The organism is Bradyrhizobium sp. Ken64, assembly GCF_055807555.1.
On the sequence record NZ_JBVVPA010000010.1, the window covers coordinates 202,580 to 227,650 of the forward strand.

Annotated in this window: 28 protein-coding genes and 1 tRNA gene; 10 read left to right on the forward strand and 19 right to left on the reverse strand. The window is 65.8% G+C overall.

Going from position 1 to position 25,071, the window contains the following annotated elements; translation table 11 throughout:
• The first annotated feature begins 208 nt into the window (after positions 1–208).
• Complete coding sequence (locus tag AC0L2F_RS18895) at positions 209–1,897, forward strand: methyl-accepting chemotaxis protein (protein ID WP_473249402.1); 1,689 nt, start codon at positions 209–211, stop codon at positions 1,895–1,897.
• Positions 1,898–1,900: 3 nt separating this feature from the next.
• Here the strand turns inward: AC0L2F_RS18895 and AC0L2F_RS18900 are convergent, their stop codons facing one another.
• The 6 genes from AC0L2F_RS18900 to ygfZ form a co-directional block, all read right to left on the reverse strand.
• Positions 1,901–4,609: a DUF2339 domain-containing protein gene (locus AC0L2F_RS18900; RefSeq protein WP_473249403.1), complete on the reverse strand. Its 2,709-nt coding sequence runs from the start codon at positions 4,607–4,609 to the stop codon at positions 1,901–1,903.
• Positions 4,610–4,658: 49 nt separating this feature from the next.
• Complete coding sequence (locus AC0L2F_RS18905) at positions 4,659–5,627, reverse strand: NUDIX hydrolase (RefSeq protein ID WP_473249404.1); 969 nt, start codon at positions 5,625–5,627, stop codon at positions 4,659–4,661.
• Between the two features lie 220 nt (positions 5,628–5,847).
• Complete coding sequence (locus tag AC0L2F_RS18910) at positions 5,848–6,354, reverse strand: tyrosine phosphatase family protein (RefSeq protein ID WP_007607206.1); 507 nt, start codon at positions 6,352–6,354, stop codon at positions 5,848–5,850.
• Between the two features lie 150 nt (positions 6,355–6,504).
• On the reverse strand, positions 6,505–7,119 hold the full coding sequence (locus AC0L2F_RS18915; protein ID WP_063993450.1) for a YfbR-like 5'-deoxynucleotidase: 615 nt from the start codon (positions 7,117–7,119) through the stop codon (positions 6,505–6,507).
• The gene (locus tag AC0L2F_RS18920; RefSeq protein ID WP_473249405.1) at positions 7,116–7,742 is read right to left on the reverse strand and encodes a DNA-3-methyladenine glycosylase I; all 627 of its coding nucleotides are present in this window, start codon (positions 7,740–7,742) and stop codon (positions 7,116–7,118) included. Before AC0L2F_RS18920 ends, AC0L2F_RS18915 begins: the two co-directional genes overlap by 4 nt.
• The gene (gene ygfZ / locus AC0L2F_RS18925; protein ID WP_473249406.1) at positions 7,739–8,620 is read right to left on the reverse strand and encodes a CAF17-like 4Fe-4S cluster assembly/insertion protein YgfZ; all 882 of its coding nucleotides are present in this window, start codon (positions 8,618–8,620) and stop codon (positions 7,739–7,741) included. The genes AC0L2F_RS18920 and ygfZ overlap by 4 nt, the downstream gene beginning before the upstream one ends.
• 101 nt (positions 8,621–8,721) lie before the next feature.
• Here ygfZ and AC0L2F_RS18930 point away from each other — a divergent pair, with 101 nt between their 5' ends.
• The 5 genes from AC0L2F_RS18930 to AC0L2F_RS18950 all read left to right on the forward strand — a co-directional run bounded on the left by AC0L2F_RS18930 (position 8,722) and on the right by AC0L2F_RS18950 (position 12,848).
• The gene (locus tag AC0L2F_RS18930) at positions 8,722–10,056 is read left to right on the forward strand and encodes a dihydroorotase (protein ID WP_473249407.1); all 1,335 of its coding nucleotides are present in this window, start codon (positions 8,722–8,724) and stop codon (positions 10,054–10,056) included.
• 175 nt (positions 10,057–10,231) lie between these two features.
• Positions 10,232–11,101: a sulfurtransferase gene (locus AC0L2F_RS18935; protein ID WP_473249408.1), complete on the forward strand. Its 870-nt coding sequence runs from the start codon at positions 10,232–10,234 to the stop codon at positions 11,099–11,101.
• Between the two features lie 88 nt (positions 11,102–11,189).
• Positions 11,190–11,894, forward strand: coding sequence for an RNA polymerase sigma factor (locus tag AC0L2F_RS18940; RefSeq protein WP_007607217.1), 705 nt, complete (start codon positions 11,190–11,192; stop codon positions 11,892–11,894).
• A gap of 92 nt (positions 11,895–11,986) precedes the next feature.
• Positions 11,987–12,520, forward strand: coding sequence for a DUF4142 domain-containing protein (locus AC0L2F_RS18945; RefSeq protein ID WP_473249409.1), 534 nt, complete (start codon positions 11,987–11,989; stop codon positions 12,518–12,520).
• A 10-nt stretch (positions 12,521–12,530) separates the two neighbouring features.
• On the forward strand, positions 12,531–12,848 hold the full coding sequence (locus AC0L2F_RS18950; protein ID WP_473249410.1) for a cupredoxin domain-containing protein: 318 nt from the start codon (positions 12,531–12,533) through the stop codon (positions 12,846–12,848).
• A 93-nt stretch (positions 12,849–12,941) separates the two neighbouring features.
• On the opposite strand, the gene AC0L2F_RS18955 is transcribed toward AC0L2F_RS18950, so the two are convergent.
• The 4 genes from AC0L2F_RS18955 to AC0L2F_RS18970 all read right to left on the reverse strand — a co-directional run bounded on the left by AC0L2F_RS18955 (position 12,942) and on the right by AC0L2F_RS18970 (position 14,840).
• Complete coding sequence (locus AC0L2F_RS18955; RefSeq protein WP_007594892.1) at positions 12,942–13,208, reverse strand: hypothetical protein; 267 nt, start codon at positions 13,206–13,208, stop codon at positions 12,942–12,944.
• Positions 13,209–13,461: 253 nt separating this feature from the next.
• Positions 13,462–13,839: a TIGR02301 family protein gene (locus AC0L2F_RS18960; protein WP_007607220.1), complete on the reverse strand. Its 378-nt coding sequence runs from the start codon at positions 13,837–13,839 to the stop codon at positions 13,462–13,464.
• A 47-nt stretch (positions 13,840–13,886) separates the two neighbouring features.
• Positions 13,887–14,321: an NUDIX hydrolase gene (locus tag AC0L2F_RS18965; protein WP_007607221.1), complete on the reverse strand. Its 435-nt coding sequence runs from the start codon at positions 14,319–14,321 to the stop codon at positions 13,887–13,889.
• An 18-nt stretch (positions 14,322–14,339) separates the two neighbouring features.
• On the reverse strand, positions 14,340–14,840 hold the full coding sequence (locus tag AC0L2F_RS18970) for a hypothetical protein (protein ID WP_007607223.1): 501 nt from the start codon (positions 14,838–14,840) through the stop codon (positions 14,340–14,342).
• 63 nt (positions 14,841–14,903) lie between these two features.
• Here AC0L2F_RS18970 and AC0L2F_RS18975 point away from each other — a divergent pair, with 63 nt between their 5' ends.
• Entirely contained in the window at positions 14,904–15,659 is a 756-nt protein-coding gene (locus AC0L2F_RS18975; protein WP_473249411.1) for an SOS response-associated peptidase, read from the forward strand.
• A 12-nt stretch (positions 15,660–15,671) separates the two neighbouring features.
• Here the strand turns inward: AC0L2F_RS18975 and AC0L2F_RS18980 are convergent, their stop codons facing one another.
• The 6 genes from AC0L2F_RS18980 to AC0L2F_RS19005 form a co-directional block, all read right to left on the reverse strand.
• Positions 15,672–16,865 carry a CaiB/BaiF CoA transferase family protein gene (locus tag AC0L2F_RS18980; protein ID WP_473249412.1) on the reverse strand — a complete coding sequence of 398 codons (1,194 nt, stop codon included), beginning with the start codon at positions 16,863–16,865 and terminating at the stop codon, positions 15,672–15,674.
• 33 nt (positions 16,866–16,898) lie between these two features.
• Positions 16,899–17,828 (reverse strand): glycine reductase, encoded by a 930-nt coding sequence (locus AC0L2F_RS18985; RefSeq protein WP_473249413.1) that lies wholly within the window; start codon positions 17,826–17,828, stop codon positions 16,899–16,901.
• Positions 17,829–18,098: 270 nt separating this feature from the next.
• Positions 18,099–18,680 carry a GDP-mannose pyrophosphatase gene (locus AC0L2F_RS18990; protein WP_473249414.1) on the reverse strand — a complete coding sequence of 194 codons (582 nt, stop codon included), beginning with the start codon at positions 18,678–18,680 and terminating at the stop codon, positions 18,099–18,101.
• A 9-nt stretch (positions 18,681–18,689) separates the two neighbouring features.
• Positions 18,690–19,133: a GNAT family acetyltransferase gene (locus AC0L2F_RS18995; protein WP_473249415.1), complete on the reverse strand. Its 444-nt coding sequence runs from the start codon at positions 19,131–19,133 to the stop codon at positions 18,690–18,692.
• Entirely contained in the window at positions 19,130–20,557 is a 1,428-nt protein-coding gene (locus AC0L2F_RS19000; protein ID WP_473249416.1) for an FAD-binding oxidoreductase, read from the reverse strand. The genes AC0L2F_RS18995 and AC0L2F_RS19000 overlap by 4 nt, the downstream gene beginning before the upstream one ends.
• Positions 20,558–20,579: 22 nt before the next feature.
• On the reverse strand, positions 20,580–21,569 hold the full coding sequence (locus tag AC0L2F_RS19005) for an L-threonylcarbamoyladenylate synthase (protein ID WP_473249417.1): 990 nt from the start codon (positions 21,567–21,569) through the stop codon (positions 20,580–20,582).
• 68 nt (positions 21,570–21,637) lie between these two features.
• On the opposite strand from AC0L2F_RS19005, the gene AC0L2F_RS19010 reads away from it, so the two are divergent.
• Positions 21,638–21,714: transfer RNA gene (locus AC0L2F_RS19010), tRNA-Pro, on the forward strand.
• Positions 21,715–21,918: 204 nt separating this feature from the next.
• Here the strand turns inward: AC0L2F_RS19010 and AC0L2F_RS19015 are convergent.
• The 3 genes from AC0L2F_RS19015 to AC0L2F_RS19025 all read right to left on the reverse strand — a co-directional run bounded on the left by AC0L2F_RS19015 (position 21,919) and on the right by AC0L2F_RS19025 (position 23,039).
• Positions 21,919–22,245 carry a hypothetical protein gene (locus AC0L2F_RS19015; protein ID WP_473249418.1) on the reverse strand — a complete coding sequence of 109 codons (327 nt, stop codon included), beginning with the start codon at positions 22,243–22,245 and terminating at the stop codon, positions 21,919–21,921.
• Positions 22,246–22,483: 238 nt separating this feature from the next.
• Positions 22,484–22,708 (reverse strand): hypothetical protein, encoded by a 225-nt coding sequence (locus AC0L2F_RS19020; RefSeq protein WP_473249419.1) that lies wholly within the window; start codon positions 22,706–22,708, stop codon positions 22,484–22,486.
• A gap of 151 nt (positions 22,709–22,859) precedes the next feature.
• Positions 22,860–23,039, reverse strand: a complete 180-nt coding sequence (locus AC0L2F_RS19025; protein WP_473249420.1) for a hypothetical protein — start codon at positions 23,037–23,039, stop codon at positions 22,860–22,862.
• Positions 23,040–23,304: 265 nt separating this feature from the next.
• On the opposite strand from AC0L2F_RS19025, the gene AC0L2F_RS19030 reads away from it, so the two are divergent.
• Both AC0L2F_RS19030 and AC0L2F_RS19035 read left to right on the forward strand, forming a co-directional pair.
• Positions 23,305–23,766 (forward strand): hypothetical protein, encoded by a 462-nt coding sequence (locus AC0L2F_RS19030; RefSeq protein ID WP_473249421.1) that lies wholly within the window; start codon positions 23,305–23,307, stop codon positions 23,764–23,766.
• A 132-nt stretch (positions 23,767–23,898) separates the two neighbouring features.
• A complete protein-coding gene (locus AC0L2F_RS19035; RefSeq protein ID WP_473249422.1) occupies positions 23,899–24,858 on the forward strand; it encodes an N-carbamoyl-D-amino-acid hydrolase in 960 nt (319 codons plus the stop codon).
• Positions 24,859–25,071 lie beyond the last annotated feature (213 nt).

Consider the following 25,071-nt stretch of genomic DNA (forward strand, 5'->3'; position numbering starts at 1 on the left):
ACAGATGGTTGCAGGAGAAATAGCGTCTGTCGGAAGTGTCCCGTAATTTTACGTAGGTCCCTGTTAACGCCTGCTTGCGACTATGTGTGCAATCTCTCGGGATAAGAACCAGCCAGCATTGTTGAACTGACCTCCGTCTCGTCATCTTCATGGCGATTTGCGGCGCAGGTGATTTGCGCTTTGCCAGGTAACATCGGGATTTGTCGTGATGTCGAAATTGTCCATCGTCTTCAAGCTTCTGGCCGTGCTGTCGGTCCTCGTCCTTTCGCTCGCCGGTGTCGGCGTGACGGCGATCGGCACCATGCAGAACATCAATTCCCATACGGTCGAGATTGCGGAGAGCTGGTTGCCCAGCGTGCGCGCGCTCGGCTCGCTTCGGGCCGACATCAACGAGCTGCGCGTCGCGCTCCGTCTGCATCTGATGCAGGACAGCGTTGAGGGCAAGGACGCCGCCGAAAAGCGCTTGGCTTCGCTGCGCGCGCGCATCGACCAGACCCGCAAGGTCTACGAGCCGCTGATCACCTCCGCCGAGGAGCGCTCGCTCTATGGGCAATGGAGCACGGCGTGGGCCGAGTATCTGAACGGCGTGCAGGACGTGATGGCGTTGTCGCGCAAGGGCGTTGGCCGTTTCCCGGCCGACGCCAACGAGCTGCTGCAGACCAAGGTCGCGAAGATGGCCCAGGCCGCCGACCCGCTGCTCCAGAAGGGCATCGAGATGAACAACCGCGGCGCCGAGTTGGAGACCAAGCAGGCCGCCGACAGCTACGCCATGATCTTCCGCGTGCTGGTCGGCATCATCGTGCTCTCGGTCGTGATCGCGATCGGCGCGGCCTATTATCTCGTGCGCGACGTTTCTCGTGGCATTGCCTCGATCATCCGCCCGATGCAGTCGCTCGGGGAGGGCGACCTTTCGGCCGAGGTGCCGCATCGCGGCGAGAAGACCGAGATCGGCTCGATGGCGGATGCGCTGCAGATCTTCAAAGAGGCGCTGATCGCCAAGAAGGTGGCCGACGAGGCCGCTGCGCGCGACGCCGAAGCCAAGATCGAACGCGGCCGCCGTGTCGACGCCATCACCCGCAAATTCGAAGCCATGATCGGCGAGGTCGTCGGGACCGTGTCCTCGGCCTCGACCGAGCTCGAGGCCTCCGCCTCGACGCTGACCAACACCGCGCAGCGCGGACAGGAACTCGCGACCGTCGTTGCAGCCGCCTCCGAGGAAGCCTCGACCAACGTCCAGGCGGTGGCATCCGCTTCGGAGGAGCTGTCGTCCTCCATCACCGAGATCAGCCGCCGCGTGCAGGATTCGGCGCGGATGGCGGCGGAGGCCGTCGAGCAGGCGAGCCGGACCAACGACCGCGTCAACGCGCTGTCGCAGGCGGCGTCCCGCATCGGCGACGTCGTCGAACTCATCAACACCATCGCGGGCCAGACCAATCTGCTGGCGCTGAACGCGACCATCGAGGCCGCGCGTGCGGGCGAAGCGGGCCGCGGATTCGCGGTCGTCGCCTCCGAGGTCAAGGCGCTGGCGGAGCAGACCGCGAAAGCGACCGGTGAGATCGGGGCGCAGGTGTCCGGCATCCAGGCGGCGACGCAGGAATCGGTCAGTGCCATCCAGGAGATCGGCGGCACCATCGAGCGGCTGTCCGAGGTGGCTGCGGCCATCGCCGCCGCCGTCGAGGAGCAGGGCGCGGCGACGCAGGAAATTTCGCGCAACGTGCAGCAGGCCTCGGTCGGCACGCAGGAGGTCTCGTCGAACATCACCAACGTGCAGCGCGGTGCGATCGAGACCGGTGAGGCTTCGACCGAGGTGCTGTCGGCGGCGAAATCGCTGGCGACCGACAGCACCCGGCTCAAGGTCGAGGTCGCGCAGTTCCTGGAATCGGTTCGCGCGGCGTGACCCTCAAATGCTCGTCTGCGGAGCCGGCGGCGGTGCGACCTGCCGCCGGAACAGGATGCGCTGGTAGAGCCAGCCGATCGCGACCAGCACGATGCCGAGGCACATGAATGACAGCGCGCGGTAGACGCCCGTCAGCGTCGACATGTCGATGACGAAGGCCTTCAGGATCGTCAAAGCGATCACGACGGCCGACGCCAGCCGCGCCCGCTCGGAATTGACGAGAATGCCGACGCCGAGCAGCACCACGCCGAAGCCGAGCCAGCCGATCGAATAGGTGTATTGCTCTGCGCCCGTGGTCGCCCCGGCGGAGAGGATCGGGCCGTGATAGAAGCGGCGGATCTCCAGCGTGACATAGGTCAGCGCGAACAAGAGCGCGCCGCCCGCAATCGTGTTGGCGTAGGCCTTGCCGCGCTCGCCAGCCACGGCATAGGACAGCAGCAGCATCAGCACCGCCGGCAGCGCGTAGCCGAGCAGCAGCAGGTTGAACACGGCGCCGCCGATGTCGGTGCGCCACAGCAGCGGGTTCTCCAGGATCAAGAGGCCGAACACGCTGATGAGCCCGCCGATTGCCGTGAGCACGACCGCGCCGACATTGTGCACGACGCTGCGGCTGCGCAGCCTCAGGCGCTCGAGCCCAATCGCCATGGCGAGCATGACGCAGACCTGCAGCGCGCATTCGAGCAGCGACGGTGCATCCGTCATGTTACCGCCGGTCGCAAAATGGCGGATCTCCATGAAGGCGAGCAGCGCGGTGAACAGGATCGCGGCGCTCTCGACCATGCGCAGCGGCGCGTCGTCGGCGCGGCGGCGCAGGAACAGGCTCGCCGCCCAGAACGATGCCGCCGGCAGGCCGTAGCCCCACAACAGCCAGTTGAAGATCGGCGTGGTGCCGACGGCGTCGCCGACGATGCGCGGATCATAGCCGATCCGAGCGGTGACGAGGCCTGCGAAGATCGCGGCCAGCCAGCGCAGGAACGGGATCGGCCGCTGCATCGAGATCCAGGCGGTGCCGAGCGACATCAGCGCCAGTGCGATCGTGAGCCAGCCCTTCTCCAGGGCAAATGTCAGCGCCAGCGCCAGCGCACCGAGCGTGCCGGTCGCGAACAAGGCCGTGGAGATCATGGCGCCCGGCCGGGTCTCGCGGCGCGCAAGGGCTTCGGTGGCAGCGCCAAAGGCGGCGGCGAGCAGCACCGCGAGGATGGCGAACGGAATCGAGCGGTCGAGATGCGCGATGCGTGCGTAGAGTGCGACCAGGATCGCGATCGGCGTCGCGACACCCGCGACCGACCACACCACCGGAATGATCGCCGAGTTCGAACGGCCCTGCGCGAGGAAGCCCGCGATGCCGAAGCCGGCGGCGAAGATCGCCGCCATCACCAGATGCAGCGTCACCGCGCTGTCGATCGCCGTCGGTGCGATGCCGGCGATGGGGCCGCCCGGCAGCACCAGCATGTCGGGATTGGCGCGCACCGCCCATTCGGCGAATACGACGAAGACGGTCGCGGCGGCTGCGCCGAGCGCGCCGGTGGCCGCCGGCGCGCGCCAGGCGACGAGCAACGTCGCGCCGACGAGCACCGCGAAGGCGATCAGCGCCAGGTCCGCATGCGCGCTCGACAGCACGATCAGCATCGCGCCGAACAGATAGGCACCGAGCGAGCCCGACGAGACCGGCTCGATCTCACCGTCCTCGATCGTCGGGCCGAACATGAAGCCGCAGACGACGAGAAGAGCGGCAAGAACGAAGCCTGCGATCACATGGAAAGCGTGCGGCGCAACCTGCAAGTCGCCGGTATCGAGACCCGGAAAGATCCAGAGTACGGCGAAGGCGATCGTGGTGACCGCAAGCCAGCGCCACAGCCGGATACGCGCGAGACCGAAGCTCGCGGCGGTGACGATGGCGAGATAGATATAGAGCGCCCAATAGTCCGGCTTGCCGCTGGCGACGAGGAGCGGCGTCACGAACGCGCCGACCACGCCGAGGCCGGCGAGCGCGGGCCCGTGCAGGAGAGCCGCAGCCAGCGTGCCGAGCGCGACGAGGCCGAGCAGCACGAAGGCGGTCGCGGGGACGAGGAAGCCATAGAGCGCGTAAGCCGCGTAGATGGTCGCAAATGCCACCGCCGTACCGGCCGCGGTGAGGATCGCGGGAATGTTGGCGATCGGCAGCGCGGCGATGTTGGAGATGCTCTCCTTGCGCCGCGACCATTCGCCGGCGCCAAGCAGCGCCAGCGCGAATACGCCGCCAAGGAAGACGCGCACGCCGGGGCCGACCAGGCCGGCCTCGATCGAATAGCGCACCATGAAGAAGCCGCCGAGCGCGAGCGCAAGGCCGCCGATCCACACCACCCAGCGCGTGCCGAGCCGTTCCTCGAAGCCGGGCGCGGGTGCGGGCAGAGGCGGCGTCGCGTCGGCCCCGGTGCTCGCTGCGAGCGGAGGCGGTGAAACATCCCCCGTGACCGGCGGGGGCGGCGCCTCGGCTTCCGCTTCGGCTTGGGGCACAAGCGGCGGCGGCGCTGCGGAAGTCGTCGCGGACGCTTCAGCCCACACATCTGCCGGGATCCGCGGCGGCTGCACGGGCCGCTGCGCGTGGAACGTCGCTTCGAGCGAACTCAGCCGTCGTCGCAGCTCAGCCGCCTGGCTGGAGGCCTTGATCGCGATGATGAAAGCGATGACCGCAATGATCAGCGCGAAGACGTCAAACGGGCCGTCAGACATAAAGCCTCCAGGCAATCGGCGGGCAGGGGCCGATCACACATATCTCGGGTTAGCGCCGGGAGCGTACGCGCAAGCCCGGCGCGGGCCGCTCCTGGAGCACGTCGCGACGGAAGCGGTAGAGCGCCGCCGGACGTCCGCCCGTCTGTGTCGACATCACCCCGGTCGGTTCGACCAGGGCTTCCATTTCGACCAGGCGGCGGAAATTTTGTTTGTGCAGGTGTCGGCCGGAGATCGCCTCCACCGTATACTGCAATTCGGTAAGTGTGAACTCGGCGGGCAAAAGTTCAAAGACCACAGGACGATACTTCAGTTTTGCACGCAGTCGCGCGATCGCTGTCGCAAGAATCCGGCGGTGGTCGAAGCGCATGGATGTGCCGAGCGCGGACGGTGCCTTGCGCGCTAATGCCGCAGGACGGCCGTCGCGCCGCGCTTCCTCGACCAGCCCGGCCTCGTACAGGAGCTCGTAGCGGTCGAGCACGCGCTCCTCGTCCCAGGCCGCGCCCTCGAGACCGAAATAGAACCGCACCCGATCCTTGCGCGGCAATGCGCGCGTCGTCTCCGGCGTCTCCTCTTCGGCCCAGGCGGTCAATGCCGGGATGATGTCGTCCGCGATGATCGCGGGCGGCCCCTCGCGCCGGTCCTCCCAAGGCAGGAAGCGATACCATGGCGCGAAGCTCGCACGCGTGGCTGCGAGGTCGCCGCCGATGGCGCGCGTCAGTGCGAGATAGCCGATCGACACCATGTGCGCGCCGGTGTCGCCGGCCTCGGCATGCCGGCCGCGATCGCCGAACGTGTAGAGCTGTTCGACATAGCCGAGCCGCAGGCCCGTCTGTTCCTCGACCCAGGCCCGCAGGCCAATCTCGAAGGTGCGATGGCTCGGCGCATCGAACGGGCCGAACGGCAGGCCGGCCAGCCCGTCACTGTCGCGCGCGGTGAGGATCAGCGGCTCATGATTCTCGATCGCGACGATCGCGGCAGTCAGGCCGATCTCGATCGGCGTCAGCAGCTTTTCGCTCATGCGATGGCGATCGCGTGAGTGATGGGATAGGAATGCCAATTGATTGGGCCGGTCTCGCCGCGGGGTCGCTGTAACCTCTCCCGCTTGCGGGAGAGGTCGGCGCGCAGCGCCGGGTGAGGGCTTTCTCCTCGAGGGGACTGTCCCGATGCGGAGATACCCTCTCCCCACCCCTCTCCCGCAAGCGGGAGAGGGAGCACACCCACGATTTCGTGCGCAACGATCATTCGAGCTCGATCACGAACGGGCGGCCCTCGACCATCATCGCGCCCGGGCCCATCTCGTCGAGTGCGCGCAGCATGCGGCCGTTGCGCCCCAGCGCACGGTCGGCAAGCCCGACGATGCGGCGGTTCGGCGAGGCGATCGGGGAAGCCGCCCGGATCTTCTTCGCGATCTCGGTCTCGTCGCGATTCGGATTGAGTGCGCACACGGCGGCGAAGGCGCTCGCGGTGGAGCGGCTGATGCCCGCATAGCAATGCACCACCAGCGGCGCGTCGCGATCCCAGCCGCGCACGAAGTTCAGCACCTGCTCGATATGCGTTTCCGATGGCGCGACGAAGCCGTCCATCTCCTCGGTGATGTCGTCCATCGACACCTTGAGATGGTTGGCCGGCAGCACCGACACCGGCCGGGCCACCTGCTCGACATTGGCCATCACGGTCAGCACGTGGCTGGCCTTGGTGAGGCGGACGGTTTCGGGAAGGGCGGCGAGGGAACAGACGTGGATCATGGCGGACCTTTTTCCGCAGATTATAGCGAGCGTTGGCGGTGTGGGCAAAGCGAAGCGCACCCACCACTTTCGTCTCATTTGCGAAAAATGGGTGGGCACGGCGCAAGGGCGCCTTTGCCCGCCCTGCAGGACTCTAACCCACGACAACGATCACGCAAACACTGCGCCAAACCGCTCCAGAAACTGCTTCTCAGCCCGGGCAGCCGTCCAGGGGGTGAGATAGTCGCGCCGGACGTTGTCGGAGAGGCCGGGATCCTTGCCGAACAGGCGCCTGGCCTCGCTCTCGCTGAAGCCGGCGAGCGTCGTCGCCTCCAGATAGGCCGCGCCGCGATCGGCGGCCTTGATCGCCAGCGTGATCTCCTCCGGCAGTACCGGCGGCAGGCCAAAGCGGATGTGGATGGCGCCGAGCAGGCGTTTCTCGACCGCCTTGTAATGACCGTCGAGCACGGCCTTGAATGGCGAGATCATGTCGCCGATCACATATTCGGGCGCGTCATGCAGCAGCGCGGCAAGCCGCATGCGCTGATCCACGCGCGGGCTCTCGTGCCGCATCACGGTTTCGACCAGCAGCGTATGCTGCGCGACCGAGAAGATGTGTGCGCCGATGGTCTGGCCGTTCCAGCGGGCGACACGCGCCAGCCCATGCGCGACGTCGGCGATCTCGATGTCGAGCGGGGAGGGATCGAGCAAATCGAGCCGCCGGCCCGACAGCATGCGCTGCCAGGCGCGGGAAGCCACATCGCGTGACGACTTCCTGGCCGTCATTTGGACTTGAGGCGCGGCTTGCGCTGCGTCTTGCCGCAGCTCGCGTGACAATGGCAGTCGACGAGATGATCGTTGACCATGCCGGTCGCCTCCATGAAGGCATAGACGATGGTCGGGCCGACGAACTTGAAGCCGCGCGAGGACAGCTCCTTGGAGATCTGCATGGAGAGCGGCGTCGAGGCCGGCACGCTCGCGGTGGTCTTGAACTGATTGACCTTGGGCCTTCCGTCCATGAAGTCCCACAGCAATTTCGAGAAGCCGGGGCCCTTCTCCATGATATCAAGATAGGATTTCGCGCTCGATATCGCGCCGTCGATCTTGGCCTTGTTGCGCACGATGCCGGCATCGTTCATCAGCGCGTGAACTTTCTTCTCGTTGTAGCGTGCGATCTTTTCCGGCTGGAATTCGTCGAAGGCTTTGCGAAAATTGTCGCGCTTGCGCAGGATCGTGATCCAGGACAGGCCGGCCTGGAAACCGTCGAGGATCAGCTTCTCGTAGAGCGCGCGGTCGTCATATTCCGGCACGCCCCATTCTGTGTCGTGATAGGCGACGTAGAGCGGATCTTCGCCGGGCCAGGGGCACCGCGTCTTTCCGTCGGCATGCAGGCGAGGGGCGCGGCTCATGCGATGGGCTGCTTGGCCGGAATGCGGACGATGTCAGGTTCCGCCAGCCTCACAGCGAGGCCACCGGCAGTCAACGTCTGTCCCGCATCGAGCGCATCGGCGACGCGGTCGATGCGCACGAGCGCGATACCCTTGCCCTGCGCCGACGAGCCCATCGTGCCGACCGGCTTGTCGCCGGCCATGATGCTGACGCCGGGCTCCGGCGAGGAGTCCTCGAGCAGCACCTTGACGCTACGGGTGCGCGCAGTGCCGCGATGCTGCATGCGCGAGACGACCTCCTGGCCGACATAGCAGCCCTTGTCGAAATCGACGCCGGAAAGGCGGTCCATGTTGGTCTCGTGCGGGAACGCATCGCTGTACGTGAAATCGAGCCCGCCGCGCGGCACGCCGAGCGCGATGCGGTGGGCCTCGTATGCGGCGGCGTCGACGAGCTCGGCGCCGATCAGATCGGACAGCTTCTGTTTGAGGTCTTCAGGGATCAGGATGCGATAGCCGAGGCCTTCATTGCGTGGATCGGCGAAGGCGAGATCGGGCTGGGCCGCGGGCTTGCCGTCCCAGGCCGCGAGCACGCCGAGATCCTCGGACAGGTTTTCCACCGTGACCTTGGCCCGCAGCTTGTAGAATTTCAGCTTGGTGGCGAGGCCGTCGGCAAGCGGCTTCGGGCAATCGATCAGGAACCCGCCGCCATGACCGGCAGGCGCTTCCGTGATCAGAAAATCCACGATGATCTTGCCCTGCGGCGTCAGCAGCGCGCCGAATCGGCCGAGGCCCGGCTTCAGCTTGTCGACATCGGTCGTGACGAGGCCATTGAGGAAGTTGCGCGCATCCTCGCCCGCGACCTTGATCACGCCCCGGTCCGGAAGAAACGCTGATTTCATACGAAAATCTCTTGCGACATGTTGCTCCGGAACGTAAGCCCGCAAGGCAAAAACGACAAGACCTCAAGCCCTGCGCTTGGGGACGAGAGGGGCCTTCAGCCATGACCCAGCGTTTCGACGTGATCCTCAAGGGCGGCACTGTCGTCAACCAGGACGGCGAGGGAGCCCGCGATATCGGCGTCGTCAACGGCCGCATTGCCGAGATCGGCGCGCTGTCGCAGGCTTCCGCCGCAGAGGTGATCGACTGCAAGGGCCTGCACATCCTGCCCGGCGTGATGGATACGCAGGTGCATTTCCGCGAGCCCGGGCTGGAGCAGAAGGAAGACCTCGAGACCGGCTCGCGCAGCGCCGTGATGGGCGGCGTCACCGCCGTGTTCGAGATGCCGAACACCTCGCCATTGACCGTGACCGAGGCCACCTTCACCGACAAGGTGAAGCGCGCTCATCACCGCATGCATTGCGACTTCGCCTTCTTCATCGGCGGCACCCGCGAGAATGTGCAGGACCTGCCGGTGCTGGAGCGTGCGCCGGGCTGCGCCGGCGTCAAGGTGTTCATCGGCTCCTCGACCGGCGCGCTCTTGGTGGAGGATGACGAAAGCCTGCGCCGTATCTTCCAGGTGATCCGCCGCCGCGCCGCATTCCACGCCGAGGACGAATATCGCCTCAACGACCGGAAATCGCTGCGTATCGAGGGCGACACGCGCTCGCACCCGGTGTGGCGCGACGAGACTGCGGCGCTGATGGCGACGCAGCGGCTGGTGAAGCTCGCGCACGAGACGGGCAAGCGCATCCATGTGCTGCATATCTCGACCAAGGAAGAGATCGAATTTTTGCGCGACCACAAGGACGTCGCCTCCTGCGAGGCGACGCCGCATCATCTCACGCTGGTTGCGCCTGAATGCTACGAGCGGCTCGGCACGCTGGCGCAGATGAACCCGCCGGTGCGCGGCGCCGATCACCGCGCCGGGATCTGGCGCGGCATCGAGCAGGGCATCATCGACGTGCTCGGCTCGGACCACGCCCCGCATACGCTCGAAGAGAAGCAGAAGACCTATCCGGCCTCGCCCTCCGGCATGACCGGCGTGCAGACGCTGGTGCCGCTCATGCTCGACCACGTCAATGCGGGTCGGTTGTCGCTGGCGCGTTTCGTCGATCTCACCAGCGCCGGCCCCGCGCGCCTCTACAACATGGCCTGCAAGGGCCGCATCGCCGCCGGCTACGACGCCGACTTCACGGTCGTCGATCTCAAGCGCAGCGAGACCATCACCAACAAATGGGTCGCGTCCAAGGCCGGCTGGACCCCCTATGACGGCGTCCGCGTCACCGGCTGGCCCGTCGGCACCTTCATCCGCGGCCGCCGCGTGATGTGGCAGGGCGAGCTCGTGACGGCCTCGCAAGGTGAGTCGGTGCGGTTTCTGGAGACGTTGAGGGCGTAGGGATTGCAGGTAACACAAGCGTCCCGCGCCCCCGCGCGTCGTCCTGGCGAAAGCCAGGACCCATTCCCCCGGCTGCATTTTGTTGCGAAGATGGGTGGCTACGCTTGTGCGCCACAACTTGATCCTGTGGCAATGGGTCCTGGCTTTCGTCAGGACGACGCTGAGGGAGGAGTGAATGACCCAACCGACACCCCTCGTCACAACCGAGCAACTCGCAGCCCAGCTCGGCGATCCCAACCTGCGCCTCTACGACTGCACGACCTACAACGAGCCGGTGCCACCAGGCAGCGATGTGCCCTATCGCGCGGTGCCCGGCGACAGGACGTTCGAGGCGGGCCACATCCCGGGCGCGGATTTTCTCGACCTGCAAGGCGAGTTCTCCGACGCCGCCGCGCAGCAGTTCTTCATGATGCCTGATCTGGCCCAGCTGGAGGCCGCCTTCGGCCGCCACGGCCTCGATGCATCCAGGTCCGTCGTGCTCTACAGCATCGGCACCATGATGTGGTCGACGCGGTTCTGGTGGATGCTGCGCTCGCTCGGCATCGATGCGCGCGTGCTCGATGGCGGCCTCGACAAATGGAAGGACGAGGGGCGCCCGATCGTAACAGGCGCGCCGAAGGGTTATCCCGCCACGACCTTCAAGGCCACGCCGCGCGCAGGTTTCTTCGTCGACAAGAATGCAGTGAAGGCGCGGCTCGGCGATCCCGCGACTGTTATCGTCAACGCGCTCGGTCCGCAGTTTCATCGCGGCCTCGAGCCGAGCCGCTACGGGCGGCCCGGCCGCGTTCCCGGCAGCGTCAACGTTCCCGCGGCAACGCTCACCAATGCCGACAAGACGCTGACGACGCTCGCCGATGCCGAAGCCAAATTCGCCGCGGCAGGCGTCACCCGCGACAAGAATGTGATCTGCTATTGCGGTGGCGGCATCTCGGCGACGATCGACCTGCTGCTGCTGACGCAGCTCGGTTACGACAAGCTGACGCTCTATGACGCCTCGATGGGCGAGTGGGCGAGGGAACCGGCGCTCCCGATCGAGACGGATTAGGACTCCGGGGGGAGGCCAGAAAGTTGGGAACCTTTCCCTTGGGGCGGCATCCAATGTCCGGACGAAGCCAAACGAGCAGGTGACCGCCATGCCACGGACCGCAGCCGGCCTATCCGCCGGCGCCAAAACATCGGAAATCCGGACCTTGGAAGCCGAGCTGGTCGAGCGGGCGCGGGGCCGTGACGAGGCCGCGTTACGCGAGATCATGCAGGCCAACAACCGCAGGCTCTATCGTCTGGCGCGCGGAATTCTGCGCAGCGACAGCGAAGCCGAGGATGTCGTTCAGGAAACCTATGTCCGCGCCTTCACCCATCTCGACGGCTTCCGCGGCGAGTCCGGGCTGTCGACCTGGCTGTCGCGCATCGCAATCAACGAGGCGCTTGGCCGGGCGCGAAGCGCCAGGCCGCATGTCGAGCTCGGCTCGGTGCCCGAAGCGATGCTCGAGGCGCAGATCATCAAATTTCCCGTTTCTTCCGCAGGCGATCCGGAAAGGACCATGGCCCAACGTGAAATCCAGCGCGTCGTCGAGCGCGCCATCGATGAGTTGCCGCATGTCTTCCGCATGGTCTTCGTCGCACGCGTCATGGAAGGCATGAACATCGAGGAGACCGCCGAGCTGCTCGGCGTCAAGCCCGAGACCGTGAAGACGCGGCTGCACCGTGCGCGGACCATGCTGCGCGAGAACGTCGAGAAGGAGATTGGTCCGGTGGTGATGGATGCGTTCCCGTTCGCCGGGTGGCGCTGCGAGCGGCTGACCGTGTCAGTGCTGAAGCGGCTCGGCATCGGCGGCTGAAGTTTTTTCGGGAACGTTCGCGCCAGAGTCCCATCCAACGCCTGTGAAGCAACGCGCCGGCAAAGCGTCCGGCACCACAGGAGTGTCAAACCATGTTCGTTCGTTGGAGCGCGGCGATCGCCGCTGCAATTTTGTTGTCGAGCCCCGCGCTGCTGCAAGACGCCAGAGCAGCCGACAAGCCGACCGATCCGCAGATCGCCCACATCGCCTACACCGCGGGCGTGATCGATATCAACGCAGCCAAGCAGGCGCAGAAGAAGGCCAGGAACAAGGACGTGAAGGCGTTTGCCGAGGACATGCTGCGCGACCACGAGGCCGTCAACAAGCAGGCGCTCGCGCTGGTCAAGAAGCTGAACGTCACGCCTGAAGACAACGACACCAGCAAGGCGCTGTCGAAGCAGGCGAGCGATAAGCTCGCCGAACTCGACAAGCTGAGCGGTGCGGCGTTCGACAAGGCCTATGTCGCGAACGAGGTCGCCTACCACAAGACGGTCAACGGCGCGCTGGAAACCCAGCTCATTCCGTCCGCCAGCAATGCCGAACTGAAGAGCCTGCTGCAGACCGGCCTGAAAATCTTTCAGGGCCATCAGCAGCACGCCGAGCACGTCGCGGCGGAGCTGAAATAGGGAGGCGATGATGCCGGGACGATTGTCCGCGATCGCGACAGCGGTCCTGCTCGTGGCGTTGGCCGTCCCGGCGCACGCTGCGACCATAGAGATCACGATGGAGAATCTCGAAGTGTCGCCGAAAGACGCTTCGGCGAAGGTCGGCGACACCATTGAATGGATCAACAAGGACGTCTTCGCCCACACTGCGACGGCCAGGAACGGCGATTTCGACGTCAACCTGCCGGCGAAAAAATCAGGGACGTTGGTTCTCAAGAAGGCAGGCACGATCGACTACTACTGCCACTATCATCCCAACATGAAAGCGACGCTCAAGATCGAGCCGTGACGGGCTGGGGAGCGCATTCCCACATGCAGCGGAAATTGGCCCCGCCCGCATGGCGGGGGCATTTTCGGCAAGGCTTACTGCCTGGAGAAAGACTTACTGTCTGGAAATGTCGACCGAGAATTCGCCGTTGCGGATTCGGCCGGGAAAGCCTTCGACGAACTTCGCCACCGCGTCCTCGCCATAGGTGCCGACGAGCTCGGCAAGGGCCGCGAACAGGCTCGCCTGCGCCAGGCAGTCGCCGTCGACGCCATCATGGCGTGCTTCGGCCCAGGCCTCGTTGAGATAGCTCAGTGCGGCCTGTTTCTGCTCGTGATCGGGCAGCGGCGCGCGTGCGGGGGCGTAGGACACTGGATGGCTCATGAAACTCGTCGGGGCTGGGGCGCGATCCACGGCGATGCGCTGTGCGAGAGGTGTAGCACGCGGGTTAACGCCCGCTAGGCCACATCTTTAGGAACGGTTAACGGCTGTGTACAAAGTCGATGACAGGGTTCCCGCCGCTGTCATTCCGGGGCGCGCGCAGCGCGAGCCCGGAATCCATCTGGTCGCAGAGACGGTGGAAGAATGGATTCCGGGCTCGCGACTTTGTCGCGCCCCGGAATGACGAATGGAGAGTTCAGTTCGCGTAACGCGCCGTGAGATCGCGCGAGATCTTCGCGCCTTCCTCGATGTAGCGGCGGATCGCCACCGTCGCGGCCGGCGTGCAGCTCCGGTAGGTCTGCTGGAAACCGTTATAGCCGCGGTTGAAACCGGCGATCATGCGGGTACGGCGTTCGCCGGCGGGGGTTTCGGCATCGATCAGCGCCTGCATCTCGCTGCGCCATTTGTTGCCCTCGTTGGACCCGCAGATGCCGCGCAGATAGTGCAGCCCGCCGAGGATCTCCGCCAGCCGCTGCAAATCGCCGTCAAACGGCGCTGCCCCGTCCTGAGCCCTCGTGGGCACCGAGGCGCAGGCGAGAATCAGGGCAAAAATGGCCAGAAATCGCGTCGACATCGGCCGGGTGTATGCCTCCTCGGGGCCGTGGACGCAAGGCGGGGCCGTCAGGGGCCGATCAGCCCGCGGGCAGACTGGATGACCTCTTCCAGCCCGCCGGTCAGCTTGAGGTCGCCAAGGCTCGCCAGGGCCTCCGGGGCGATCCAGCGGTAGTCGTCGAGCTCGTCGTTGAGAACCGGCTCCCGGGCCACCCAGCGGGCGGCAAAGGACATGATCAGATAGTGGCCGGCGCCCGCCGCGGCCGGCAGCACTTCGCGCCAGCCCGCGAGCCCAACGATGTCGATATCGAGCCCGGTCTCCTCGTCGATCTCGCGCGCCAGCGCCTGGTGCAGCGATTCGCCGAATTCGACCCGGCCGCCCGGCAGCGAATAGAACCCCTTTGCCGGCGAGCGTGCGCGACGGGTCAGAAGCACCTTGCCGTCTCGAAAAATCGCGGCACTGACCGCGATCTGGGGACGGGAGGGCTGAACGATCGCAGCCATGACTTCACCTGCTCGGGCCTAGTTCGCCATGATGGTGTCGATGTCGGCTTCCGCGCCGCCATTGATGATGCCGCCGCAGGCCGCGATCAGCGGCTTGACCCACTGGGCGGCCTGCTCGGCGAGGCGCACGCGGGTCGTGTCCTTCTCGACCTCGCGCATGGCCGAGCCGACCGCCGTCAGGATCGAGGTCATGGTGTCGGTGAGGTGGTCGAACTGGGCGCGCACGTTCGGGTCGGCCTTTTCATAGGCCTCGATCGCCAGATCCCGGGCCTTGAAATTCGAGGCGGTGAAATGCTCGGCATAGGACAGCGGCGACCAGGTCAGAAAATCTTCCGCGCATTCCGGCATGTCCGGCACCATTTCCAGCAGCATCACGGCTTCATTGAAATGGTTGAGATAGTCGGTGGCAAGCCCGGTCCGCGGGTTGATGTTGGCCACGCGCAGCCGCTCGGCCCAGGCCGCGGCCTCGGGCGCCGTCTGTCCATGCATTCGCGCCGGCTGGGAGACCGTTGAGCTCATCTGCCGCAGTGTTAACGTTCGGGGTTAAAAGGACCTGAACGGACCCTATATAGGCCCTTGAGGATGTGTGGACGCTTCGTCATAACTTCGGCCCCCGCGGCTTTGCGGCAACTGTTCGGCTACATCGAGCAGCCGAACTTCCCGCCCCGGTTCAACGTGGCCCCGACACAACCGATTCCGGTCGTGCTGGCCGAGAACGGCGCGCGCCATTTTCGCCTGATGCGCTGGGGTTTGCTGCCGGGCTGGGTCAAGGATCCCCGCGGGTTTACGCTCCTGATCAATGCGCGTTCCGAGACGGTGCTGGAGAAGCCCGCCTTCAAACGCGCGATTCGCCGGCGCCGCGGCCTGATTCCGGCCGACGGCTATTACGAATGGAAGACGGAGGATGGCCGCAAGCAGCCCTTCTTCATCCATCGTGCCGACGGCGCGCCGCTCGGCTTTGCCGCATTGTTCGAGACCTGGGTCGGGCCGAACGGCGAGGAGCTCGACACGGTCGCGATCGTCACGGCGGCCGCAGGCGAGGATCTCGCCACGCTGCATGATCGCGTGCCCGTCACCATCAGTCCGCGCGATTTCGAGCGCTGGCTCGACAGCCGCAGCGATGACGTCGATGCCGTGTTGCCGCTGATGACCGCGCCACCAATCGGCGAATTCACCTGGCACCCGGTCTCCACCCGCGTCAACCGCGTCGTCAACGACGACGACCAGTTGCTCCTGCCGATCTGCGCGGAAGAGATGGAGGCGGAGGCGCCGAGGAAGAAGGTGGTGCGGAAAGCGGCGGCCGGGTCGGCCGATGACGGGCAGGGGTCGTTGTTTTAGGCGGCTTCGCCCTTACACGATCTCCCTCGCCCGCAACGCTGCGATCTCCGCCGCGTCGAACCCCAGTTCGCCCAGCACCGCGTCCGTATCCGCCCCCAGCTCCGGCGCCATGCGGTCCAGCCTGCCGCCGCCATGCGCGAGCTTGAATCCGCTGCCGGCGAAACGAAGGCGGCCGTAGGGCGTATCGAGTTCCTGGATTGCGCCGCGCGCCTTGATCTGCGGATGGTCGATCACTTCCTCGACCTTCCAGATGCTGGCGCAGGGCGCGCCGGCATCTTCCAGAATGGTCTCCCATTCGCGCGCCGGCCTGGCCGCGAGTGCCTGTTCGATGATGGTGCGCAGCGCCGGCTCGTTCTCGTTGCGCGCAAACCAGTCGGCAAAGCGCGGATCGCTGAGCGTGTCCTCACGGCCGAGCGCCGACATCAGCGCGCGATATTGCTTCTCGTTGTTGACGGCGAGCAGGATGTGACCGTCGCCGCATCTAAACAAATTCGCCGTGGTCCTGCGGCTGACGGCTTGGTTGCCTGACAGCTGCTGGCGATGGCCGGCAACCGACCAGTCCGCGATCTGCCCCGACAGAAACGCCATCGTCGCCTCCAGCATGGAGACGTCGATGAGCTGGCCCTTGCCGGTGCGATCGCGCTGGTATAGCGCGCTCGACACGCCGAACGCAGCCGTGGCGCCCGACAGCACGTCACACACGGCAAAGCCGGCGCGGGTCGGTCCGGTTTCGGGATGACCCGTGATCGCCATGATGCCGGACAGCGCCTGCATCTTGCCGTCATAGCCGGGGCGCAGCCGATCCGGACCGGTCTGGCCGAAGCCTGATACCGCGCAGTAGATCAGCTTCGGATTGATCGCGGACAGCGCCTCATAGCCGATGCCGAGCTTGTCCATCACGCCGGGGCGGAAATTCTCCATGACCACGTCGACCTGCGCGGCGAGCTTCTTCACGATCGCGATCGCATCCGGCTTTTGCAGATCGAGCGTCAGGCTGCGCTTGTTGCCGTTGATGGCCTGGAACGCCGGCGCGAGGCCGCGCTCGGCCCATTCGCGCGAGAGCGGCGTGCGGCGCATGTCCTCGCCCTCGCGCCGCTCGACCTTGATGACGTCGGCGCCCAGCAGCGCGAGCTGGTAGCTTGCATAGGGGCCGGCCAGCACTTGCGTGAAGTCCAGGATCTTCACGCCCTCGAACGGTCGCGTCACGTCGCTCTCCCTTTTTTTTGTCGTCGGAGGACGTCAGGCGGCGCGGTTGCCGCGCGCGATCTCCTTCTGCTTGTCGAATTCGGCACGGCGGCGCGCCAGCTCTTCGGCTGAGAGCTGCGCGACGTTGTTGTAGTCGAGCTTCCAGGAGGCGTCCTCGCTCCAGCGCAGCGGCGACTGCATCGTGGTCTGCGGGCCGCTTGCGGTCTCCAGCAATCTGAGTGCCAGCTCGAGCGTCTGTGCCTGCGAGGCGACGTCGTGCGGCTTGCCGGCGGAATTGCCGAGCGGGAAATCCGAGAACAGGAAGCGCGGCACGGCGGCGTGCTCGATAATGTCCTTGGCGCAACCCATGATCACGGTCGGAATGCCGTTGGCCTCGAGATGCCGCGCCACCAGCGCCGTGGTTTGGTGGCAAACCGGGCAGTTCGGCACCAGCACGGCGACATCGACCTTGTCAGCAAGGCAGCGCGCCAGAATCTCCGGCGCGTCGGTGTCGAGGGTGACGCGATGGCTGCGGTTGGTCGGCGCGCCGAAGAAGCGCGGGGCCACCTCGCCGATGCGCTCCGCAGCGCTCGCCTTCAACAGCTGCGGCAGCGGAAACCAGGTGCCGTTGTCGGTGGCCGTGGTGTGCTTGCGGTCGTAGCCGATATGGGAGATGCGAAGGTCGTGCTGCTTCGAGGTATCGCCGTCATAGACCTGGTAGAATTTGGCGCCGCCATTATACGCCGCGCCCGGCCCCTGGTCGCCCTTGGTGGGATCGTAAGGCGCGGCGGTCGTGATGATGGTGACGCGCGATTGCGACAGCGGCTTCTTCAGCGGCTGGAACGGCGCCTCGGTGTAGTGGGCCCAGCGATACGCCGTGGTGTAGCCAATCGCGGCGTAATAGTCCCGCGTGCGCTGCATATAGGGCACGGGGGCGTCATAGTCGGGCGCAAAGCCGAATTCGTCGTCGCGCGAAGCGGACATGGGGCGCGTCTCCTGGTTCTTGTTGGCGACAGACTAGAGATAGTCGGGGGTGAGCTCAACGGGGGCCGGGGCGATGCAGGTCAGAATTGCAGCGCTGATAGAGCGAGTCCGCTTTTTCCCCTCTCCCCTTGCGGGAGAGGGTGGCTCGCCGCGAAGCGGCGAGACGGGTGAGGGGTCTCTATCCGCATGCAACTGAGCTCGTGGAGACGTACCCCTCATCCGGCGCTTCGCGCCACCTTCTCCCGCAAGGGGAGAAGGAAGGAAGACAGCCTACCGAAACACATGCAGCGCCGCGTATTGCAGCAGCATGATTGCCTTGGCGTCGATGATGCGGCCGTCCGCGATCATCGAAAGCGCCTCTTCGATGCCGAGCTCCAGCACCTCGATGTCCTCGCCTTCATGTTCGAGGCCGCCGCCGTCGCTGACCCGCATCTCCGGTTCGTATTCGGCGACGAAGAAATGCAGCTTCTCGGTGATGGCGCCGGGGCTCATGAACGCCTCGAACACCTTGTGGACGTGGTGCAGGCGATAGCCGGTTTCCTCCTCGGCCTCGGCGCGGATGCGCATTTCGGGCGAGGCGTCGTCCAGCACGCCGGCGGCCGCCTCGATCAGCAGATCGTCGTAGCCGCGAATGAACGCCGGCAGGCGGAATTGCTTCACCAGGATCACCGTACGGCGTGCCAGATTATACGGCAGCACGGCCGCGGCGTTGTCGCGCTCATAGGTCTCGCGGTGCTGCGTCTGCCATTCGCCATTGGCGCGCCGGTACTCGAACGTCGTGGTCTTCAAGGTTGTCCAGCCGTCCGAGAGCACGCGGACGTCCTTGATGCGGACGCGGTCGGAAATCGTCATGCTTCGATCTCAATTGCTTGGCGTTGTGGTGCGGCCGTCGAGCCACTTCTGGAACATCACCGAGGTCGATTCCTCGAAACCCAGAGACTGGTAGAACGCATTGGCCTGCTCATTCCCGCGCCGGACCAGGAGCTGGAGCTTCAGAATTCCAGCCCGGCGCAGCCAGTCTTCGGCGGCGGCCATGACGACGCGGCCGTAGCCACGCTTCTGGCTCTCCGGATCGACGGCGACGTAATAGACCCAGCCGCGATGGCCGTCATGGCCGACCATGACGGTGGCGACGATGGCGCCGGCCTCGCGGCCGAGCAGGATCGTGGAATTATCGCGCCGCCGCGCCAGCGCGATGTCGGCATGCGGATCGTTCCACGGCCGCGTCAACCCGCAGCGCTGCCACAGCGCGACCACAGGCTCGACATCCGCGTCGGTGATCGCGCCGATCGTGAGCGCACTCACAGCACTTTGCCCGGGTTCATGATTCCAAGCGGATCGAGCATCGCCTTGAGCTGCCGCATCAGCTCGATTGCGGTCTTGTCCTTCACGTCGGGCAGCTCGTCGCGCTTGAGCACGCCGATGCCGTGCTCGGCCGAGATCGAGCCGCCCATGCGCAGCACGATGGCGAACACGACCGCGTTCATCTCGTGCCAGCGCGCCAGATAATCCGCGGTGTTGGCGCCGATGGGCTGGCTGACATTGTAGTGCAGATTGCCGTCGCCGAGATGGCCGAACGGCACCGGTCGCGCGCCGGGGATCAGCTTCACCACGGCTTCATTGGCCTCGGCGATGAAGGCCGGCACGGTGGCCACCGGCACGGAGATGTCGTGCTTGATCGAGCCGCCCTCCGGCTTCTGCGCCGACGACATCTCGTCGCGCAGCTTCCAGAAGCCGGCGCGCTGGGTGAGATTGGCCGCGATCACCGCGTCGTCGACGATCTCGTCCTCCATGGCGCGGCCGAGGATCGTTTCCAGCGGCGTGCGGGCGTCGTCGCCTGGCGACGACAATTCCATCAGCACGTACCAGTCATGCTTCTGCGCGAGCGGATCGCGCACGTCGATGCCGTGGCGGATCGAGAAATCGACCGCCATCTCCGAGAGCAGCTCGAAGCTCGTCAGCGCATTGGCGGCCTCGCTTTGCGCGATCGCCAGCAGCTTCAGTGCGGCCTCCGGCGACTTCAGCCCGACGAAGGCGGTCTCGATCGACCGCGGCTTCGGAAACAGTTTTAGCGTCGCCGCCGTGATGATGCCGAGCGTGCCTTCCGCGCCGATGAAGAGATTGTGCAGATTGTAGCCGGTGTTGTCTTTCTTCAGCTTCGACAGCACGTTGAGCACGCGCCCGTCCGCCAGCACCACCTCGAGCCCCAGCGCCATCTCGCGCGCGACGCCATAGGCGAGCGCGGCGGTGCCGCCGGCATTGGTCGAGAGATTGCCGCCGATGGTGCAGCTGCCTTCCGCGCCGAGCGAGAGCGGAAACAGCCGGTCGACTTCGGCGGCCTTCTGCTGCGCGATCTGCAGCACCACGCCGGCCTCGCAGGTCATGGTGTTCGACGCAGTGTCGATCTCACGGATCTTGTCGAGCCGCCGCAGCGACACCACCACCTCGCCATTGTGCGGCGTCTGGCCCCCGACCAGCCCGGTGTTGCCGCCCTGCGGCACCAGCGCGATTTTGTGCTCGGAGGCGAGCTTGCAGATCGCGGCGACTTCGGCGGTCGAGCCGGGGCGCAGCACCAGTGGCGAGCGGCCGTGGAACAGATTGCGCTCCTCGGTGACATAGGCCTCGATGTCGGCCGCATCGGTGATGGCGTGCCTCTCGCCGACGATTCTGCGGAATTGTTCGATCAGCTCGGGCGCTAGCGGTGGGGTCGCGGAATGATTGACGTTCATTGTCTTGTCTCTTGCTTCGCTCTTATCGCGCGACCGCCGCCCGGCGCAGCCGGTCGTTGATCGCTTCGCCCAGATCCTGTTCGGGGATCGCCATCACGGCGATCGCCCGCGGCCCCCCGGCATCGAGGGCGCGAAGATAGCCGAACAGATTGGCGGCGGCTTCATCGAGATCGCCGGTGGCCGACAAATTCATGACGGCAGCGGCGGCCTCCACGCCGGGCAGGCGCGCGGGGCCGAACGCCAGCAGGGCTTCGCCCGGCGCGACGTCCTGCGCATTGAGCCGTACATGGGCACGCGGCGCGTAATGCGAGGCCAGCATGCCCGGCGCCAGCGGCTGGCTGTCGTCACTGTCGGCCTCCGCAGGCAGTCGCGCCAGCGCTGCGCCGAGCACGGCCTCGATCCGCTCGCGTGCCAGCCCGCCGGGCCGCAGCAGCATCGGCGCCGCAAAGCAGCCGACGATCGTCGATTCGACGCCGACCGTAACCGGCCCGCCGTCGACGATCAGGTCGATCCGCCCCGCAAGGTCGCCCTCGACATGGGCGGCCAGCGTCGGCGAGACGTGGCCGGAGAGGTTGGCGGACGGCGCCACCACCGCCCCGCCAAAGGCGCGCAGGATCGCCTGCGCCACCGGATGGGCCGGAATGCGGATCGCGACCGTGTCGAGGCCCGCGGTGGCAAGCTCGGCCACCGGGCAGTTTTCCGTCTTGGGCACCACCAGCGTCAGCGGCCCCGGCCAGAACGCCTCCGCAAGGCGCAAGGCGCAGGCGTCGAATCGCCCGATCCTGCGCGCGGCCGCGAGGTCGGCGACATGCGCGATCAGCGGATTGAAGGCCGGCCGCCCCTTGGCGGCGTAGAGATGGGCGATCGCGCTGGCATTTCCGGCATCCGCCCCGAGCCCGTACACCGTCTCGGTCGGGAACGCGACCAGCCCGCCGGCGGCCAATGTCCGGGCGGCAGCTTCCGCGCCGGCCGCGCCGGCCGGTAAAATCAGCGTTTCAAGACCCGTTTTCACAGGGATAAGATTCCTCAGCTCGGCCGCTTGCGGTGCGCCAAACCCGACGCTATAAGCCGGCCTCTTGTCGGAGTGTGGCTCAGCCCGGTAGAGCACTGCGTTCGGGACGCAGGGGTCGCAGGTTCGAATCCTGCCACTCCGACCATTCTTCCAAAAGTCGACGTTTTTCTAGAGGCTCGTTCCCAAAGGCTTGGCGGACCGGCCGCCGGGCGCCCGGGAGCGTCTTTTTGCAACGATTTTCAGGGCGGGTCCACGGCCGATTTGGCCGGACAGGGCCGCGTGTGCGAGCGGCATGGCTCGGCGTTTGGCCGATATCGATAATTCGGCGTTGCAAGCCTCGGTCCGAGGCCTATCGCCGCGCCACCAGCACACCGATCATAAACGCAATCATCAGCGCCGGCAGCGGCGCCTCGCGGACCATGCCGCGAACGATTTGTGTCCAATGCTGCTCCGGGACGAGGTTCGGAGACCTGATCTCGGGCGCTGGCTTGATGCCCCATTCGGAGGCAAGCTCGGCGATCTCGCTTGAGGCGAGCCGCACGCCGTCGCGGACGCGGAAGATGGCGGCGTCCGCGCGCTCGCGCGGCGCTAGCAGCATCATCGTCGTGACGGCCGTACGCAGGGTCATCTCGCCGTAGCCTTGCAGCCTGACCGATTCCTCGGGGTCGGACGTCATCGCAAATACCTCCCAGCGCCAAATGCTCTACAGCGCCAAATCCCTTACAGCGCGAAGTGGCGCGCGATGGTGAATGCCATCGTCGCGCACAGGACCAGCGTGGATACCGCGCCGGCCACGCCGCGCGCGAGATCGGCCCGCGTCAGGTGCCTGGTCATGATTTTGCTCCATGCTCGGCATGGCAATGGCGGGGAGGCGGCGTTGGTTCCTTGCGCAACGGGCGAATCGCGAACGCCGGCTACTTCCGCAGCAGTTCGCTCAGCGCGGCCGTCGCCTCGGCGCAGCGGATGTCGTCGATCTCGCGCGACAGGCTGAGCGCGCTCGATCTGAGCTCTTCGACTTTCCAGCTCTCGGGGTGCTGGGTCTCCAGTTGAGCGAGCCGCTTGTTCAGCTCGTCCAACCTGGTTTGCAATTGTTCGACGCTGGCGGCCCCATTCACCACCCAGACTCGTTGCGCACGCATCGTAGTTCCCCTGCTCGTCTCACGGCGTTGTGAGAGGGGTTCGTGGCCGCAATGGGAATTAGTTTTGTCCGGCTTCAGACGGACGGGAACCGTTGCAGATTGGCAACGCGAGTTCCTTCGCGTTGACCGGGAGCTACCGCCGTCGCGCGCATTAGGCCGCGCGCGGCCACTCGGTCGATCGCTTTTCAAGCCGGCTTTCGAGAATGGCGATGCTCACCCGGATGTTGTCGCGGCGGGCCTGCAGGTTCTGCGCCAGCATGGGGTAGGCGACGTTCCGGGGATCGGAGATTCCAGCCTTCCGTTCTTCCTCCAGAATGTCGGCGTCGATCATTTGCATGCGCCAGCGCAGATCGGAGATCAATGCATGGAGCTGTGTCGGCATGGTCGCTTCGAAACGGGACGTCGGGTGCATGATCGCCTCACGATGAGACAGACCCACTGCGGGTCTGAGGGATTTGACTCCCGTGCAGCAAGTGGAATGCCAGTGCGCCGGCTGAGCGAGTTCCTCTCCTGCAATTGCGCGACGTCGCGCCGGAACGATTACCACTCTTTCCCGTTGCTGGAGGGGCCTCGACAACGAGGCGATCGAGGGACCCATGCCGCTCATCCGCTATTTCGTCTTCACCGGCGGCGCTCTGATCGCCCTGCTGTACCTTGCTGACTACTACATGGCTGGTCCCGTGAGCGCCGCTGCCGACACCGGGCCGGACCTCTCGATCGCCCGGATTCATTCTGCGCAGACATGGCCGGAGAAGATCGTCTTCGACACCAACGTGCGACAGATTCCGTTGACCAAAACTGTGGCGTCATCGACATCCGAGGCGGCGCCGCCGGCCGCGCCGGAAGGTACGCGCCAGGCATATGCGATGGCGGCGCAGCCCGCCGCGGAGCTCAAGGCTTCGGACGCCAAGGCGTCGGACTCCAAGGCTTCGGAGCCGAGGCAGGCCAAGGCGGCCGCTCCGAACAGGCGCGTCGCGGAGCGGCATCGTCGCCGCCAGCCGTCGCGCATGGCGGCGCGCAGTCAGTTCTTCAACGAGCCCCTTGCCGCAGAATGGTGAGTGGCGCGTCCCGCGTGACGGTCGGGCTGCCTCTCGGTTGGGCACCGTGCCGGACAGCGAGGCTGTGCGCGCGACGCATCGCACGATAGTCTCTGCCGCGACCTGACCCGGGAAGCGGACGAGGAAAGATTCGTGGCGAGATTTGTGACGATCGCGGCCGGCCAGCTTGGCCCTGTGGCGCGGACCGAGACGAGAACCGCCGTCGTGGCGCGCCTGATGGCCTTGATGCGCCAGGCCCACGCCAACGGCTGCGACCTGATCGTCTATCCTGAGTTGGCGCTGACCACGTTCTTTCCGCGCTGGTATTTCGAGGATCAGGCGGAGATCGACAGCTTCTTCGAGCGCGAGATGCCGGGGCCGGAGACCAGAGCCCTGTTCGATCTCGCGCGCGAGATCGGCATCGGATTTTACCTTGGCTATGCCGAGCTGACGGTCGAGGCCGGACTTGTCAGGCGCTACAACACCTCCATCCTGGTCGATCGAAGCGGCGCCATCGTCGCCAGATATCGCAAGGTGCATTTGCCCGGTCATGCCGAGCACGAGCCCTGGCGCGAATTCCAGCATCTGGAAAAGCGCTATTTCGATCCGGGCAGCAGTTTCGGCGTGACCGAGGCCTTTGGCGGCGTGATGGGGATGGCGATCTGCAATGACCGCCGCTGGAGCGAGACCTATCGGGTGATGGGCCTGCAGGGCGTCGAGATGGTGATGATCGGCTACAACACGCCGGTGCACAATCCGCCCGCGCCCGAGCATGACGATCTCTCGCTGTTTCACAATCAGCTGGTGATGCAGGCCGGCGCCTATCAGAACGGCACCTTTGTGGTCGGCGTCGCCAAAGCGGGTGTCGAGGAGGGCGTCGACCACATCGGCGGAAGCTGCATCATCGCGCCCTCCGGCGAGATCATCGCGCGATGCACGACCAAGGGCGACGAGATCGCGCTCGCCCGCTGCGATCTCGATCTCTGCAATTCCTACAAGCGCACCACCTTCAATTTCGACGTTCACCGTCAGCCGCAGGCCTACGGGATGATCGTCGAACGAAAGGGCGTGACACTCATGGCCGACGGAACGCCGGTGCGAACGAAGGAGTGAGGCTTCGTAGCCCGGATGGAGCGCAGCGCAATCCGGGGCCGCTCGCCCGGCGTTCGGCACCTTCCCGGATTACGCTTGCGCTCCATCCGGGCTACGGGACCGCGCCTGTGTCGCTCCGCTGTCAATCCGCCGCCGCAAAATATTCCACTTTACCGAAATTCGGAAACGGCGTATGTGTCGTCCATCCCGGCTCATCCTTGAGGGGCGATCTCG